16 protein-coding genes are annotated in these 16,506 nt (G+C 60.5%); 14 read left to right on the top strand and 2 right to left on the bottom strand.

The features are described from left to right. The first annotated feature begins 24 nt into the window (after window positions 1-24). The gene (locus ACRESJ_RS30205; RefSeq protein WP_431761159.1) at window positions 25-957 is read left to right on the top strand and encodes an ABC transporter ATP-binding protein; all 933 of its coding nucleotides are present in this window, start codon (window positions 25-27) and stop codon (window positions 955-957) included. Continuing rightward, on the top strand, window positions 954-1,733 hold the full coding sequence (locus ACRESJ_RS30200; protein ID WP_431761158.1) for an ABC transporter permease: 780 nt from the start codon (window positions 954-956) through the stop codon (window positions 1,731-1,733). Before ACRESJ_RS30205 ends, ACRESJ_RS30200 begins: the two co-directional genes overlap by 4 nt. 179 nt (window positions 1,734-1,912) lie before the next feature. Here the strand turns inward: ACRESJ_RS30200 and ACRESJ_RS30195 are convergent, their stop codons facing one another. Continuing rightward, complete coding sequence (locus ACRESJ_RS30195) at window positions 1,913-2,428, bottom strand: DUF2062 domain-containing protein (RefSeq protein ID WP_431761157.1); 516 nt, start codon at window positions 2,426-2,428, stop codon at window positions 1,913-1,915. Window positions 2,429-2,564: 136 nt separating this feature from the next. Between ACRESJ_RS30195 and ACRESJ_RS30190 the strand changes: the two genes are divergently transcribed. The 12 genes from ACRESJ_RS30190 (at window position 2,565) to ACRESJ_RS30135 (ending at window position 14,080) form a co-directional block, all read left to right on the top strand. Beyond that, window positions 2,565-4,799 carry a DNA internalization-related competence protein ComEC/Rec2 gene (locus tag ACRESJ_RS30190; RefSeq protein WP_431761156.1) on the top strand — a complete coding sequence of 745 codons (2,235 nt, stop codon included), beginning with the start codon at window positions 2,565-2,567 and terminating at the stop codon, window positions 4,797-4,799. A 98-nt stretch (window positions 4,800-4,897) separates the two neighbouring features. Further along, the gene (locus ACRESJ_RS30185) at window positions 4,898-5,533 is read left to right on the top strand and encodes a MotA/TolQ/ExbB proton channel family protein (RefSeq protein WP_431761155.1); all 636 of its coding nucleotides are present in this window, start codon (window positions 4,898-4,900) and stop codon (window positions 5,531-5,533) included. Next, entirely contained in the window at window positions 5,530-5,958 is a 429-nt protein-coding gene (locus ACRESJ_RS30180) for an ExbD/TolR family protein (RefSeq protein WP_431761154.1), read from the top strand. Before ACRESJ_RS30185 ends, ACRESJ_RS30180 begins: the two co-directional genes overlap by 4 nt. Next, complete coding sequence (lpxK, locus tag ACRESJ_RS30175; protein ID WP_431761153.1) at window positions 5,958-6,968, top strand: tetraacyldisaccharide 4'-kinase; 1,011 nt, start codon at window positions 5,958-5,960, stop codon at window positions 6,966-6,968. Before ACRESJ_RS30180 ends, lpxK begins: the two co-directional genes overlap by 1 nt. Before the next feature lie 26 nt (window positions 6,969-6,994). After that, a complete protein-coding gene (locus ACRESJ_RS30170) occupies window positions 6,995-7,180 on the top strand; it encodes a Trm112 family protein (RefSeq protein WP_007945752.1) in 186 nt (61 codons plus the stop codon). Beyond that, entirely contained in the window at window positions 7,177-7,941 is a 765-nt protein-coding gene (gene kdsB, locus ACRESJ_RS30165) for a 3-deoxy-manno-octulosonate cytidylyltransferase (protein WP_431761152.1), read from the top strand. The genes ACRESJ_RS30170 and kdsB overlap by 4 nt, the downstream gene beginning before the upstream one ends. Then, window positions 7,941-8,405, top strand: coding sequence for a low molecular weight protein-tyrosine-phosphatase (locus tag ACRESJ_RS30160; RefSeq protein ID WP_431761151.1), 465 nt, complete (start codon window positions 7,941-7,943; stop codon window positions 8,403-8,405). Before kdsB ends, ACRESJ_RS30160 begins: the two co-directional genes overlap by 1 nt. Beyond that, window positions 8,402-9,421 (top strand): UDP-N-acetylmuramate dehydrogenase, encoded by a 1,020-nt coding sequence (gene murB, locus ACRESJ_RS30155; RefSeq protein ID WP_431761150.1) that lies wholly within the window; start codon window positions 8,402-8,404, stop codon window positions 9,419-9,421. Before ACRESJ_RS30160 ends, murB begins: the two co-directional genes overlap by 4 nt. 306 nt (window positions 9,422-9,727) lie before the next feature. Further along, window positions 9,728-10,198 carry a (2Fe-2S)-binding protein gene (locus ACRESJ_RS30150; protein ID WP_034149969.1) on the top strand — a complete coding sequence of 157 codons (471 nt, stop codon included), beginning with the start codon at window positions 9,728-9,730 and terminating at the stop codon, window positions 10,196-10,198. Then, window positions 10,195-12,516 carry a molybdopterin cofactor-binding domain-containing protein gene (locus ACRESJ_RS30145; protein ID WP_431761149.1) on the top strand — a complete coding sequence of 774 codons (2,322 nt, stop codon included), beginning with the start codon at window positions 10,195-10,197 and terminating at the stop codon, window positions 12,514-12,516. Before ACRESJ_RS30150 ends, ACRESJ_RS30145 begins: the two co-directional genes overlap by 4 nt. Further along, a complete protein-coding gene (locus ACRESJ_RS30140; RefSeq protein ID WP_431761148.1) occupies window positions 12,516-13,490 on the top strand; it encodes an XdhC family protein in 975 nt (324 codons plus the stop codon). The genes ACRESJ_RS30145 and ACRESJ_RS30140 overlap by 1 nt, the downstream gene beginning before the upstream one ends. Next, window positions 13,487-14,080, top strand: coding sequence for a nucleotidyltransferase family protein (locus ACRESJ_RS30135; RefSeq protein WP_431761147.1), 594 nt, complete (start codon window positions 13,487-13,489; stop codon window positions 14,078-14,080). Before ACRESJ_RS30140 ends, ACRESJ_RS30135 begins: the two co-directional genes overlap by 4 nt. 183 nt (window positions 14,081-14,263) lie before the next feature. Here the strand turns inward: ACRESJ_RS30135 and ACRESJ_RS30130 are convergent. Beyond that, the coding region (locus ACRESJ_RS30130; protein WP_431761146.1) for a ribonuclease E/G at window positions 14,264-16,506 on the bottom strand (2,243 nt) is incomplete at its 5' end.

Raw genomic sequence — 16,506 nt, 5'->3', positions numbered from 1 at the left:
TCCCTTCTTGGTGCGTAATCCGATATGAGTTCCGCTCTGTCCATCCGGCAGCTAACCAAAACCTACGGCAACGGTTTCCAGGCCTTGAGTGGTATCGATCTGGATGTCGCCGAAGGTGACTTCTTCGCCTTGCTCGGCCCCAACGGCGCCGGCAAATCCACGACCATTGGCATTCTTTCGACCCTGGTGAACAAAACCAGCGGGACAGTGAATATCTTCGGCCATGACCTGGACAAGAACCCGGCCGCGCTCAAGCGCTCCATCGGCGTGGTGCCCCAGGAATTCAACTTCAACCAGTTTGAAAAGACCTTCGACATCGTCGTGACCCAGGCCGGTTACTACGGCATTCCGGCGAAAGTCGCCAAGGAACGCGCCGAGCAATACCTGACCCAGCTCGGCCTGTGGGACAAGCGCGATGTTCCTTCGCGCTCGCTGTCCGGCGGCATGAAGCGTCGACTGATGATCGCCCGCGCACTGGTTCACGAACCGCGCCTGCTGATCCTCGACGAACCGACGGCGGGTGTGGACATCGAACTGCGTCGCTCGATGTGGACCTTCCTTACCGAACTGAACCAGAAAGGCATCACCATCATCCTCACCACCCATTACCTGGAAGAGGCTGAACAGTTGTGCCGCAACATCGGCATCATCGACCACGGCACCATCGTCGAAAACACCAGCATGAAGCAGTTGCTCGGCCAGCTGCATGTCGAGACCTTCCTGCTGGACCTGAAGGGCAGCCTGAGTGCGCCGCCGCAGTTGCTTGGCTATCCGTCACGGTTGCTCGATGGTCATACCCTGGAAGTCCAGGTGGACAAGTCCATGGGGATCACCGCGCTGTTCACCCAGCTTGCACAGCAGAACATCGAAGTGCTGAGCCTGCGTAATAAAACCAATCGCCTTGAGGAGCTGTTCGTGTCCCTGGTGGAGAAAAATCTGTCGAAGGTGGCGGTATGAGTTCCGAGCTGCAACCCAATCTTGTAGCCCTCAACACCATTGTTTACCGTGAGGTCCGCCGCTTTACCCGGATCTGGCCGCAAACGTTGCTGCCGCCGGCCATCACCATGGTCCTGTACTTCGTGATCTTCGGTAATTTGATCGGCCGGCAGATTGGCGACATGGGTGGCTTCACCTACATGGAGTACATCGTGCCGGGCCTGATCATGATGTCAGTGATCACTAACTCCTACGGCAACGTGGTGTCGAGTTTCTTTGGCAGCAAGTTCCAACGGTCCATCGAAGAGTTGATGGTTTCGCCGGTTTCGCCGCACACCATTCTGATCGGTTACACCCTGGGCGGCGTATTGCGCGGGTTGATGGTCGGGATCATCGTGACGATGTTGTCGCTGTTCTTTACCCATTTGCAGGTGCATCACCTGGGCGTGACCATTCTGGTGGTAGTGCTGACGGCGACGATCTTCTCGCTGCTGGGCTTCATCAACGCGGTGTTTGCGCGCAACTTCGATGACATCTCGATCATCCCGACCTTCGTGCTGACGCCGTTGACCTATCTGGGCGGGGTGTTTTACTCGATTACGCTGCTGCCGCCGTTCTGGCAGACGGTGTCGCTGGCAAACCCTGTGCTGCACATGGTCAATGCGTTCCGTTACGGCATCCTGGGCGTGTCGGACATCCGCATCAGCATCGCGATTACCTTCATGCTGGTGGCGACGGTGATTCTGTATTTCGGTTGTGCGCGGCTGTTGGTGAGCGGGCGCGGGATGCGCACCTGATCGCAGGCTTCCTGTAGGAGCTGCCGCAGGCTGCGATCTTTTGATCTTGCTTTTTAAAAGTCAAAAGATCGCAGCCTCGTTTCACTCGACAGCTCCTACACAGCTCCTACACAGATCTCACGTGGATCCTGCAGCACGCAAAAAAAAACGGCCTCCCAAGTGGAGGCCGTTTTGCATTCTCACATCCGGCGTTTCTTGCGTCTGGCCCATTGCCGAGCCACCCACCAACGCCAGTACACCATCACCAGGCAATAGGCCAAAGCCCCCAACACCAGGCCCGTCACCACTGAGCCCAGCAAGAACGGTTGCCATAAGGTCGAGAGTTCGCCGCTGATCCATTCCCAGGTCAATTCATCGGGCAGATGCCGTGCAGGTACGTCCATCAACCAGGCACCCGTCTGGTAAGTACAGAAGAACACTGCGGGCATGGTGATCGGGTTGGTCAACCAGACCAGGCTCACCGCTATCGGCATGTTGCCGCGCACGACAATGGCAAGGGCGGCGGCGACCAGCATCTGCATCGGAATCGGCAGGAACGCCGCAAACAGGCCCACCGCCATGGCCCGTGCGACGGAATGACGGTTGAGGTGCCAGAGGTTCGGGTCATGCAGCAGCGTGCCGAGAAAGCGTAAGGACTTGTGTTCCCGGATGCTGGTCGGGTCTGGCATGTAACGTTTGAATAATCGCCGGGGCATAAGGCTTCTCGGTCAGTCGAGGCGACAAGTATGTCTGGATTCTATGAAGCGCCTATTCAGACTTTGTGACAATTGATAACGACAGCCGTGCCCCCGGGCGGCTATGCATAGGGTCGGAACTCTCAAGGACGGGCTTATGCGCACAGGGATGATGGCGCTGGCGTTGGGTTTGTTGGCCTTGCGCTTTTTACCGGCACTGCCGCCGGTCGGGTTGTGGTTGTTGATGCCAATGGTGGGTTTGATTTTGCTGCCGTTTCGAACCTATCCAGTGGCGTTTTTCCTGTTTGGTTTGAGTTGGGCATGTGCACAGGCCCAATGGGCACTGGATGACCGTCTGGCACTGAATCTCGATGGCGAAACCCGCTGGGTTGAAGGGCGGGTGACGGGCCTGCCGGAAAATGGTGAAGGCGTCGTGCGTTTCGAGTTGGCGGATGCCAGGTCTCGACGTGGCAAGGTGCCGCAACTCATGCGTCTGGCCTGGTATGACGGCCCGCCTGTGAACAGCGGCGAGCGCTGGCGACTGGCGGTCAAGTTGAAACGTCCGGCCGGTCTGCTCAATCCACATGCCTTCGACTACGACGCATGGTTGTTGGCAAAACGCATCGGTGCGACCGGGACGGTCAAGGACGGCGAGCGACTTGCCGAGGCGCGATGGGCCTGGCGCGACAGCATCCGTCAGCAGCTGCTGGCGGTGGATGCCCAGGGCCGAACAGGCGCCCTGGCGGCGCTGGTCATGGGCGATGGCGCCGGGCTCAGTCGTGAGGACTGGCAAGTGCTGCAAGATACCGGCACCGTCCACCTGTTGGTGATTTCCGGGCAACACATCGGTTTGCTGGCGGGCGTGGTGTATCTGCTGATCGCTGGGTTGGCCCGCTATGGACTGTGGCCAAACCGCCTGCCATGGCTGCCTTGGGCCTGCGGTCTGGCATTCATCGCCGCTCTCGGTTATGGATTCCTGGCCGGTTTTGAGGTGCCGGTTCGCCGTGCCTGCCTGATGATCGGCCTGGTGTTGCTGTGGCGCTTGCGTTTTCGTCACCTGGGTGCCTGGTGGCCACTGTTGCTGGCACTCAATGGCGTGTTGTTGCTGGACCCGCTGGCTAGCCTGAAGCCGGGGTTCTGGTTGTCCTTCGCGGCAGTGGCGGTGTTGATTTTCACCTTCGGCGGTCGTTTGGGTCCCTGGAGGTGGTGGCAAACCTGGAGCCGTGCGCAATGGCTGATCGCAATTGGCCTGTTGCCATTGTTATTGGTGCTGGGATTGCCAGTCAGCGTCACCGGGCCGCTGGTCAACTTGCTGGCGGTTCCCTGGATCAGTCTGCTGGTGCTGCCTCCCGCACTGCTCGGAACCTTGCTGTTGCAGGTGCTTTTTGTGGGGGAGGGTTTGCTTTGGCTGGCGGGCGGTTTGATCGATGGATTGTTCAAGGGGCTGGCGCTGGTCGCGGGCCAGGTTCCTGCGTGGGTACCCATGATGATCCCGCTCTGGGTCTGGTGCGTGGGCGCCACGGGGGCTTTTCTACTATTGCTGCCCCAAGGCGTGCCAATGCGTCATCTGGGATGGCCGATGCTGTTGCTGCTGGTTTTTCCTCCGCGGGCCGAATTGCCTGAAGGGATCGCCGACGTCTGGCAGCTAGATGTCGGCCAGGGCCTGGCGATCCTGGTGCGCACTCGGCATCACACGTTGCTGTATGACACCGGCCCGCGTTTCGGTGAGCTCGATCTGGGTGAGCGGGTGGTACTGCCTTCATTACGCAAACTGGGTGTGAAAGAGCTCGATTTGATGCTGATCAGCCACGCTCACGCCGATCATGCTGGCGGTGCCCGATCAGTGGCCAATGGGCTGCCGGTGAAAAATGTGGTCAGTGGCGAGCCGACGGATCTGCCTGCCGAGTTACACGCCCAAGGCTGTGAAACCGGCCGGCAATGGACCTGGGACGGCGTGAATTTCCGGCAATGGCAATGGTCGGCCGCCGGGGATAGCAATCAGAGATCCTGTGTTTTGCAGATTGAAGCCAATGGTGAACGGTTACTGCTGACCGGCGATATCGACGCCAATGCCGAGCGATCACTGCTCGACAGTCCTTTGGCTGTGCCAACCGACTGGTTACAGGCACCCCATCATGGCAGTCGCAGTTCGTCATCGATGGCGCTACTCAACGCCTTGCAGCCCAAAACAGTGCTGATATCCCGCGGACGCGGTAATTCGTTCGGTCACCCGCATCCGACTGTCGTGGCGCGCTACCGCAAACGCGGGGTGGCGATCTACGACAGCGCGCAGCAGGGTGCCATTCATCTGCAACTGGGGCGTTTCCAATCAGCGCGCTCGATGCGTCAGGAGCGGCGGTTCTGGCGCGATCCGCCACCACTGATCCAATAACCGGGCGTTATTAAAGCCCGACCGGATGCGACATCACGGTCTTCGGTGCGTCCAACCCCTATGTTAGAGTGGCGCACTTTTTCGAGGGGACTGACACTGTGTGGGAATTGGTCAAATCCGGCGGCTGGATGATGCTGCCGATCATCCTGAGCTCCATCGCCGCCATGGCGATCGTTGCCGAGCGACTGTGGACCCTGCGGGCCAGCCGCGTAACCCCGGAGCATTTGCTCGGGCAGGTCTGGGTCTGGATCAAGGACAAACAACTCAATAAAGAGAAGCTCAAGGAGCTGCGCGCCAACTCGCCGCTGGGTGAAATCCTGGCCGCTGGCCTGGCGAACTCCAGGCATGGTCGCGAGATCATGAAAGAGTGCATCGAAGAGGCCGCCGCGCGGGTCATCCACGAGCTGGAACGCTACATCAACGCCCTCGGTACCATTGCCGCCATGGCCCCGTTGCTGGGCCTGCTGGGTACGGTGCTGGGTATGATCGACATTTTCAGTGCCTTCATGGGCACGGGCATGACCACCAACGCGGCAGTGCTGGCCGGTGGTATCTCCAAGGCGCTGATTACCACGGCTGCGGGCCTGATGGTGGGTATTCCTTCGGTGTTCTTCCACCGCTTCCTGCAACGCCGGATCGATGAACTGGTGGTGGGCATGGAACAGGAAGCGATCAAGCTGGTTGAAGTCGTTCAAGGTGATCGTGATGTGGACCTGTCCGGGAGCAAAGCGTGAAATTCCGCCGCAAGCAACGGGAGAATGTGGACATCAACCTCGCGTCGCTGATCGACGTGGTGTTTATCCTGCTGCTGTTTTTCGTGGTGACCACGACCTTCACCCGTGAAACACAGCTGCGTGTCGAACTGCCGGAAGCGGTTAGCGGCGCACCTTCCGATGAGCAAACCCGCGAGCTCGACATTGCCATCAGCGCCGATGGCGTGTTTTCGGTGAACAATCAGATCCTGCCAAAAAGCGATCTGGCCAGTCTGATGGACGCGTTGCAGAAAGAATCCAACGGCGACACCAACCGACCGTTGTCCATCAGCGCCGACGGTAAATCCCAGCATCAGTCCGTCATCACCGCCATGGATGCTGCCGGCAAGCTAGGGTTCAGTCATTTGCGCATGACCACAGTCGAGGCGGCGCCGACCGCGCCCTGATGGCCATGTCCGATCGCCTGCTCACCGCGTGGTATCAAGGCCATCCGGCCCTCAAGCTGTTGCAGCCACTGGAGTGGTTGTATCGGCGCGTGGTCAACAACAAGCGCAAGCGCTTTCTGGCGGGCGAGGGTGAGATCTACCAGCCGCCAGTACCGCTGATCGTGGTCGGTAACATTACCGTCGGCGGCACGGGCAAGACGCCGCTGATTCTGTGGATGATCCAGCATTGCCAGCGCAGCGGTTTGCGGGTCGGCGTGGTCAGCCGCGGTTATGGCGCCAAGCCAGCGCAACTGCCTTGGCGAGTCGAGGCACATCACAGCGCCGACATCGCGGGCGACGAGCCGCTGTTGATCGTCCAGCGCACAGGCGTGCCATTGATGATCGACCCGGACCGCAGTCGTGCCGTCAAAGCCTTGCTGGCGAGCGAACCACTGGACCTGATCCTGTCCGATGACGGCATGCAGCATTATCGACTGGCGCGGGATCTGGAGCTGGTGTTGATCGACGCCGCCCGTGGCCTGGGCAACCGGCGTTGCCTGCCCGCCGGGCCTTTGCGCGAACCGGTCGAGCGTCTGCAAAGTGTCGACGCGGTGCTCTACAACGGCGCCACGGCTGATCGCGAGGATGGTTTTGCTTTCCAGTTACAACCCACGGCACTGATCAACCTGCAAAGTGGCGAACGGCGTACGTTCGACCATTTTCCCGCAGGTCAGGCGCTACACGCCGTGGCCGGGATCGGCAACCCGCAGCGTTTCTTCAAGACCCTCGAAACGCTACACTGGCAGCCAGTCCCGCACGCGTTCGCCGACCACGCCGAATACAGCGTGCAGGCCTTGAATTTCACGCCGTCATTGCCGTTGGTGATGACCGAAAAGGACGCGGTGAAGTGCCGTGCCTTTGCCGCATCCGATTGGTGGTACCTGGCGGTCGATGCTGTGCCTTCGCCAGCCTTCGTGGCCTGGTTCGATACGCAGTTGATGCGCCTGTTACCGGCTCGTCTGTTGCCTTAAATCTCGTTTTTATCCAGGGAATGTTCATGGACACCAAACTGCTCGACATCCTCGCTTGCCCGGTCTGCAAAGGCCCGCTCAAGCTCAGCGCCGACAAGACCGAGCTGATCAGCAAGGGCGCAGGTCTTGCCTACCCGATTCGCGACGGCATCCCGGTGATGCTCGAAACCGAAGCTCGCACCCTCACCACCGATGAGCGTCTGGATAAATGACCACAGCCTTTACCGTTGTCATCCCATCGCGCTTCGCCTCCACCCGTTTGCCGGGCAAACCGCTGCTGCTGATCGCCGGCAAGCCGATGATCCAGCATGTCTGGGAACAGGCGAGCAAAAGCAGCGCTCAACGTGTAGTGGTCGCGACCGACGATGCGCGCATTGTCGAGGCCTGCCAGGGCTTTGGCGCCGAAGTGGTGATGACCCGCGAGGATCACAATTCCGGTACCGATCGCCTGGCGGAAGTCGCGACGAAACTGGGCTTGGCACCCGATGCCATCGTGGTCAACGTCCAGGGGGATGAACCCTTGATCCCGCCAAGCGTGATCGATCAGGTCGCCGCCAACCTGGCCGCCGCTGCCGAAGCGCGCATGGCCACCCTGGCCGAGCCGATCGAGGACGTGGAAACCCTGTTCAATCCCAACGTGGTCAAGGTGGTCAGTGACCTCAATGGTCTGGCGTTGACCTTCAGTCGCGCCACGCTGCCCTGGGCGCGGGACGCGTTCACCCAGAATCGCGAGCAACTGCCGGAGGGCGTGCCTTATCGCCGTCACATTGGCATCTATGCCTATCGCGCCGGTTTCCTGCATGACTTCGTCAGCTGGGGCCCGTGCTGGCTGGAAAACACCGAGTGCCTGGAACAATTGCGTGCCTTGTGGCATGGCGTACGTATTCACGTCGCCGACGCCCTGATCGCGCCGCCAGCCGGTGTCGATACTATTGAAGACCTTGAGCGCGTTCGTCGCCTGCTGGAGGCTTGATGCGGGTTCTGTTTGTCTGCCTGGGCAACATCTGCCGTTCACCCACGGCCGAAGGCGTGTTGCGCCACAAACTGCGTGAGGCGGGGCTGGCCGATCAGGTCGAAGTTGCCTCCGCCGGCACCGGTGACTGGCACGTCGGCAAGGCGCCGGACAAGCGCAGTCAGGCCGCGGCGAAGCTGCGTGGCTATGACCTGTCCGCCCAGCGCGCCCAACAAGTCACCCGTGCCGATTTCGCCACCTATGACCTGATCCTGGCAATGGACAACAGCAATCTGCGTCACCTCAAAGCCTTGCAACCGGCCAAGGGCAAGGCCGAACTGGACCTGTTTCTGCGGCGCTATCAGTCGGACGTCGACGAAGTGCCGGACCCGTACCACGATGGTGAGCAGGGTTTCGAGCAAGTATTGGATTTGATCGAGCGTGCCAGTGATTTGCTGTTGATCGAACTGAAGGGACGGCTATGAGTTTGCAGGTTCGGTCGCAGGTTTCGCTCAAACCCTTCAACAGCTTTGGCGTGGATGTACAGGCACGGTTGTTTGCCGAAGCCCATAGCGATGCTGACGTGCGAGAAGCCCTGGCCTATGGGGTCGCACATCACGTGCCGGTGCTGGTGATTGGCGGCGGCAGCAATTTGCTGCTGACGGCGGATATCGATTCCTTGGTGCTGCGCATGGCCACTCGCGGGATTCGTGTCGTGAGCGATGACGGCAGTAATGTGGTGATCGAGGCCGAGGCGGGCGAGCCATGGCATCCGTTCGTACAGCACACCTTGGCACAGGGAATGTCCGGCCTTGAAAACCTCAGCCTGATTCCTGGCACCGTCGGTGCGGCACCGATGCAGAACATCGGCGCCTACGGGGTTGAGATCAAGGACGTGTTTGCAGGCCTGACCGCACTTGATCGCCACAGTGGCGAACTGCGCGATTTCAGCCTGGAAGAATGCAACTTCGCCTATCGCGACAGCCTGTTCAAGCAGGAGCCGGGGCGCTGGCTCATCCTGCGCGTACGCTTTGCGCTCAACCGCGTCGCACATTTGCATCTGGAATATGGTCCGGTGCGCCAGCGCCTGTCCGAGCAAGGTATCGATCAGCCGACTGCCAGCGATGTCAGCCTGGCCATTTGCAGCATCCGCAACGAAAAGCTCCCGGACCCGGCGGTACTGGGTAATGCCGGTAGCTTCTTCAAGAACCCCTTGGTGCCAGCGGCGTTGGCCGCGAAGCTCAAGGGCGAATACCCGGACCTGGTGGCCTACGCGCAACCCGATGGCCAGATGAAACTCGCCGCCGGTTGGTTGATCGAGCGTGCAGGGTGGAAAGGTTTCCGGGATGCCGACGCGGGCGTGCATAAGTTACAGGCGCTGGTGCTGGTCAACTACGGCAGCGCGACTGGTCTACAGTTGCTCAATCTGGCGCAGCGTATCCAGAAAGACATTTCGGAGCGTTTCCATGTTGACCTGGAAATGGAGCCCAATCGGTATTAGAGGTGCAGCTTCGAGCTTCGAGCTTCAAGCTACAATCTCCATAGATCAAGCTTTGCTGCGTTGCTTCTACTTGAAGCTTGCGGCTTAAAGCTTGCAGCTAAAAAGCCCTGTCTCAGCAGGGCTTTTTTGTTAATGCTGGGTTAACTCAGTCAACTGACGATGCAAGCATTTGCTCCACCAAAGGCCCGGTGCAGACGCCTCCGTTCGCACAAGAGAGCCCCTTAGCCTGAGCCGATCTGCGTTGCGAACCACTATCCGGCGGCAGATTGCTCGACCCCATACCTCAAGAACTATGCGGGCGTGCCCATGATTACCCTGAAACTCAACGGTCAAGACCATCAACTCGACGTCACCGAGGATATGCCGCTGCTCTGGGCCATCCGCGATGTGGCCGGCTACAACGGCACCAAGTTTGGCTGCGGCATGGGCCTGTGCGGTGCCTGCACCATTCATATCGAAGGCGCCCCGGCGCGCAGTTGCATCACCCCGATCGGCTCGGTTGTCGGGCAGAACGTCACCACCATCGACAACCTGCACGCTGATCCGGTCGGCAAAGTCGTGCAGCAAGCCTGGCTGGATACGGCCGTGGCCCAGTGCGGTTACTGCCAGGGTGGGCAAATCATGTCCGCCACCGCGTTGCTAAAGACCAATCCGAACCCGAGTGACGAACAGATCGAAGAAGCGATGGTCGGTAACATCTGCCGTTGCGGCACTTACAACCGCATCAAGACCGCCATCCGCCAGGCATCGACTCACTTGAAGGAAGCCAAGGCATGAGCCAGTTACCCATTGATTTCGCCCTGAGTAATCTCAGTCGCCGTGGTTTCCTCAAAGGTGTCGGCGCTACCGGTGCCCTGGTGGTTGCCGCGAGTTGGGGCTGGCAAGACGCATTCGCCGAAGAGGAAGAAAAGAAATTCGGCGCCGACGGCATGCCCCATGGCTGGGTTGATGACCCCAAGGTGTACGTCAGCATTGCTGCCGATGGCACGGTGACCGTGGTTTGCAACCGGTCGGAAATGGGGCAGGGCGTGCGCACCAGCCTGACGATGGTCGTGGCCGATGAACTGGAGGCCGATTGGGCGCGGGTCAGGGTCAAGCAAGCACCAGGTGACGAGGCGCGCTTCGGCAACCAGGACACCGATGGGTCGCGCAGCATGCGCCACTGGTACGAACCGATGCGCCGCTGTGGTGCCGCGGCACGGACCATGTTGGAACAGGCGGCAGCCGACCAGTGGAAAGTGCCCGTCAGCGAATGCCATGCGCAACTGCACAAGGTCATCCACAAACCCTCCGGTCGTGAACTGGATTATGGCGCGTTGGCCGCAGCTGCCGGTGCCTTGGCCGTACCGGCGCGTGACAGCCTGAAACTCAAGCCGCCCTCGGAATTTCGTTACATCGGCAAGGAAGGCAACAAGGCCATCGACGGTGATGACATCGTCAACGGCCGCGCGGTGTATGGCGCCGATGTACATCTTGACGGCATGTTGTTCGCGACCATTGCCCGGCCTGCGGTGTATGGAGGCAAGGTCAAAAGCTTCGATGGCAGCGCTGCAATGAAAGTGCCGGGCGTGGTCAAGGTCGTGCAGATCGAAACCCGCCCGTTGCCATCGGAGTTTCAGCCGTTGGGTGGCGTTGCCGTGGTGGCGAGCAATACCTGGGCAGCGATCAAGGGGCGCGAGGCGCTCAAGATCGAGTGGGATGATGGCGCCAATGCCAGTTATGACTCGATCGCCTACCGTAAGGAGCTGGAAGCCGCCTCCCTCAAGCCCGGCAAAGTCATACGCAATTCCGGCAACATCGATGAGGCCATGAGCAGCGCCGATAGCACGCTGGAAGCCTCTTATTACCTGCCGCATTTGTCACAGTCGCCGATGGAACCGATGGTCGCCATCGCTCTCTACAAGGGCGGCGCGTGCGAAGCCTGGGGGCCGAGCCAGGCACCCCAGGTCACCCGCGAGCGGATTGGCGAACGCCTTGGGCTGCCGTTCGATAAAGTCACCTTCAACGTAACGCTATTGGGCGGTGGCTTCGGTCGCAAGTCCAAGCCCGACTTCATCATCGAGGCGGCCATTCTCGCCAAGGAGTTCCCCGGCAAGGCCGTGCGCGTGCAATGGACCCGCGAAGACGATATCCATTGTTCGTACTTCCACACGGTGTCGACGGAATACCTCAAGGCCAGCCTGAACAAGGACGGCCTGCCGTCCGGTTGGTTGCACCGTACGGTAGCGCCGAGCATTACAGCGTTGTTCGCACCGGGCATGAATCACGAGGCGGCCTTCGAGTTGGGCATGGGTTTCACCAACATGGCCTATGCCATTCCCAATATCCGCCTGGAAAATCCGGAAGCGACCGTGCACACCCGGGTCGGCTGGTATCGTTCGGTGTCGAATATTCCCCATGGCTTCGCTATCCAGAGCTTCATCGATGAACTGGCGCACAAGGCGGGGCAAGACCCGCTCAAGTACCAGATCAAATTGCTCGGCCCCGACCGTCAGATCGACCCGCGTACCTTGAGTGAAGAGTGGAACTACGGGGAGTCGCCCGAGCGCTATCCGATCGACACCGGTCGTCTGCGTACTGTGCTGGAAACCGCTGCGAAAGCCGCCGGTTGGGGCCGTGAGTTACCAAAGGGTCGTGGCTTGGGCCTGGCGGTGCACTACAGCTTCGTGACCTACGTGGCGGCGGTCATCGAGGTTGAGGTCAAGGACGATGGCACCTTGATTGTGCACAAGGCCGATATCGCCGTGGATTGCGGGCCGCAGATCAATCCTGAGAGGATTCGCGCGCAGTTTGAAGGCGCCTGTGTCATGGGGCTGGGGAACGCAGTGTTGGGTGAAATCAGCTTCAAGGACGGCAAGGTCCAGCAGGACAACTTCCACATGTACGAAGTGGCGCGCATGTCCCTGGCACCGAAGGAAGTCGCTGTGCATCTGGTCACCCCGCCCGGCAACGTACCATTGGGCGGTGTGGGAGAGCCGGGTGTGCCGCCGATTGCCCCGGCGCTGTGCAACGCGATCTTCGCCGCCACCGGCAAACGCATCCGCGACCTGCCGGTTCGCTACCAGCTGCAAGGCTGGCAAAAGGCCGGAGCCTGATGGACAGCGTCGATCTGAACGTCCTGCGCAGCGTGCTGCAATGGCGTCGCGCCGGGCAGCGAGTGGTGTTGTTCAGTGTGGTCCAGACCTGGGGCACCGCGCCCCGGGCGCCTGGTGCCATGTTGGCGTTGCGCGAAGACGGTGTAGTGATCGGCTCGGTGTCCGGCGGTTGCGTGGAGGATGACCTGATTGCGCGGTTGCATGATGGTCGTATCCCGCCCGACGGGCCGCCGGTGCAACTGATTACCTACGGTGTAACCCGCGAAGAAGCAGCGCGCTTCGGGTTGCCCTGCGGCGGCACCTTGCGCTTGGCCGAGGAACGTATCGGCGATGTCGAATGGGTCGCCCAATTGCTGGACCGTTGTGAAGCCCACGAAATCGTCGCTCGGGAACTGAATCTCGAAACCGGCGAAGTGATTCTGAAACCGGCCAGCAAGTTGGATGTGCTGACCTTCGACGAAAAAACACTGCGCGCGATCTATGGTCCGCGTTGGCGCTTGTTGCTGATCGGTGCCGGGCAATTGTCCCGTTATGTCGCCGAGATGGCCCGGCTGCTGGATTTCGAGGTGTTGATCTGCGATCCGCGCAGCGAATTCGTGTACGGCTGGGAAGAACAGCACGGCCGCTTTGTCTCGGGCATGCCCGATGACGCGGTATTGAGCATTCAGGCCGACGAACGCACGGCCATCGTCGCACTGACCCACGATCCGCGTCTGGACGACATGGCGCTGCTCACCGCCCTCGACTCCAGGGCCTTTTATGTCGGCGCATTGGGTTCTCGGGTCAACAGTCAGAAGCGTCGGGAAGACCTGGCGCAACTAGGCTTGTCTCCACAGGCCATTGAGCGGCTGCATGGCCCGATAGGCTTGCACATTGGCAGTCATAGCCCGGCAGAAATTGCCTTGTCGCTGATGGCCGAGATTGTGGCGATCAAAAATGGCGTCGAATTGAAGCAGAAGAAGGAGAGCCTATGAGTGAGTCCATCGGTGTCATTGTTCTTGCAGCCGGGCAGGGCAGCCGGTTCATGCAGGTAGCGGGTGCCGATAGGGACAAGTTGTTGGCCGACTGCACCGGCCGCGATGGCGCCGTTCGTTCGGTGATCGAACAGGTGCTTGTCAGTGTGCCAGCGAGTCTGGCGAAGCGCGTACTGGTGACCACTGAAGATCGCCCACAAGTGATTCGCATGGCCCAGGCCTACGGTTTCGAGATCGTGCTGATCGAATCGAGCGGCATGGGAGACAGTATCGCGGCCGGTGTGGCGGCCTGTTCGCAGCTCGGTGGCTGGTTGATCCTGTTGGGAGACATGCCGTTCATTTTGCCGTCGACGGTAGAACAGGTGGCGACGGGAATTGCCGATGATGGGATCCGTGTTCCAGTGATCAATGGCGAGTACGGCCATCCAGTGGGTTTCGGGCGCGGGTTTGGAGCGGGATTGATGGGGTTGTCGGGTGATCGTGGGGCCAAGCCTTTGTTTGCTTCGGCCAAGGTGGTCGAGGTCAAGGTTGATGATCCCGGTGTGTTGTGGGATGTGGATGTGCCTGAGGCGCTAGTGTTTACCAGATAGATTGCCTTCGCGGGCAAGCCTCGCTCCCACAGGTATTGCGTCGTTCGAAAATTCCGTGACTGACAAAAAACCTGTGGGAGCGTGGCTTGCCCGCGAAGAACGATAACGCGGTCCCCCTTTTATTACAGAAACAAAAAAGCCCCGCCTGGATCACCAGGCGGGGCTTTTTATTGACCGATGGAATCAGACGAGAGGTTTAGGCTCGTGTTCTTTTTCCTCGGTTTGTTCGTGTTGCTCTGCCGCTTCCTGTACGGAGCGAGGCGCTTCGCTGATCACCGACTCAACCTGCTCGGGAGCAACTTCGGCAGCCGGGGCAGAAGTTGCCTCGACCACTTCAGCAGCAACCGGCGCTGGTTCATCAGCGACAACGGCTTCAACAGAAGCAGCAGTGGCAGCCAGTTCGGCTTCCTTCTGCAGGCGCTCTTCTTCACGCTTGCGACGACGCACTTCACGCGGGTCATTCGGCGCGCGGCCACTTGGTGTCAGGGCGCTGGCTGGAGCAGCTTCGACCACCGGTGCAGGCGCTTCGGCGATAACCGGTGCTTCAACCACTGGAGCAGGCTCGGCAGCGGCAACAACTGGCTCGGAAACCGTCGCTTGTGCCACTTCAGCTTCAGCAACGGGTGCTGGAGCAGGTGTTTCAGCGGCGGCTGGCTCGGCAACCCAGTTGAAGGCGGTTTGCTCTTCGCGAACTTCACGAACCTCACGAACAGCTTCAGTCACGGTTTCGACAACCGGTTCTGCAACCTCGGCAGGTGCTTGAGCAACAACAACCGGCTCAGCAGCAGCTTCAACCGCAGGCTGTGCTTCTGGCGCCTGTGCCACTTCGATTTCCGGCGAAGCGGTAGCTTCAACAGGGGTAGTCGCTTCAACGACTGGCGCTTCAACTGGAGCAGTTTCCAGGGTGGCGGCAGTGGCGCGTTCGGCTTGCTCGTTGGCTTGTGCTTCAGCCGGAGCGCTGATCACGCTGCTGGCAACGGCGGCGGTCACAGCCAAGCCGGCGGCCAGATCGGCAGTGCTTGGTGCTTCAGCGTTTTCGCCGGCTTCGGACTCTTCCGAACCTTCGATAACGTTGCCATTGGCATCACGCTGACGCTCGCGGCGGTTGCTGCGACGACGCTGACCACGGGAGCGACGGCGTGGACGATCGCCTTCGGCGCCGTCCTGACCTTCTTCCTGCAGTTGCTCTTCGTTGGTTGGCAGCTCTTCTTCGGCAACGGCAGCAGCTTGCTCGGCACGTGGTTGACGTTCTTCACGCGGTGGGCGTGGAGCGCGTTCTTCGCGTGGCTGGCGGGCTGGACGTTCTTCAGCGGTGGCAGCAGTGGTAGCAGTGGTAGCGGCAGCGGCTGCTGCCGGAGCAGCATCCAGCGGCTCACGCAACTCACGTACGCGTTCTTCACGCTCGCCACGTGGCTTGCGATCTTCGCGCGGTGCACGCGGTGCACGTTCTTCACGCGGAGCACGTGGAGCACGTTCTTCACGAGCGACTACTGGAGTCTCCTCGCGGGCTTCGCGTGGCTGACGTTCTTCACGTGGTTCACGTGGTGCGCGCTCTTCACGCGGTGCACGTTCTTCACGAGGCTTGCGGTCTTCATCGCGGCGACCGTTACGGTTGCGGGTCTGCTGACGACCGTTGCGACGTTCTTCGTTGCGCGCAGGGCGTTCGGCCGCAGGTTTTTCAACCACAACCGGCGCTACAGGCTCTTCCTTGGTGGCGAACAGGCTCACCAGCGACTTCACCAGGCCTTTGAACAGGCTTGGCTCTGGAACGGCGACCGGAGCAGGGGCTGGAGCGGCGACTTCGGTCGGAACCGGAGCGTTGGCGCGGGCCGGAGCGGTCTTGACCGCAGCTTCCTGGCGAACCAGGGTACGGGTCGCGGCAGCTGGCTGGACTTCTTCCACTTCGGCAGCGGCAGCGGCGATCTCGTAGCTGGACTGATTGGTAGCGGCTTCCGGGCTGTCATCGCGCAGACGCTGTACTTCGAAGTGCGGCGTTTCGAGGTGATCGTTCGGCAGAATGACGATGCGGGCACGGGTACGCAGTTCGATCTTGGTGATCGAGTTGCGTTTTTCGTTGAGCAGGAACGCGGCCACCGGGATCGGCACTTGTGCACGAACTTCGGCGGTGCGGTCTTTCAGCGCTTCTTCTTCGATCAGACGCAGGATTGCCAGCGACAGGGATTCCACGTCGCGGATAATGCCGGTGCCGCTGCAGCGCGGGCAGACGATGCCGCTGCTTTCACCCAGGGAAGGGCGCAGGCGCTGACGGGACATTTCCAGCAGGCCGAAGCGCGAGATGCGACCGACTTGCACGCGAGCGCGGTCGGCTTCCAGGCATTCGCGGACTTTCTCTTCCACGGCGCGCTGGTTCTTGGCAGGGGTCATGTCGATGAAGTCGATGACGATCAGGCCGCCGATGTCGCGCA

The sequence above is a fragment of the Pseudomonas sp. genome (assembly GCF_050739655.1).
In the GTDB taxonomy this organism is placed as follows: Bacteria; Pseudomonadota; Gammaproteobacteria; order Pseudomonadales; family Pseudomonadaceae; genus Aquipseudomonas.
Note: the sequence above shows the minus strand (reverse complement) of the source record. Positions and strands in the feature narration are given on the sequence as shown.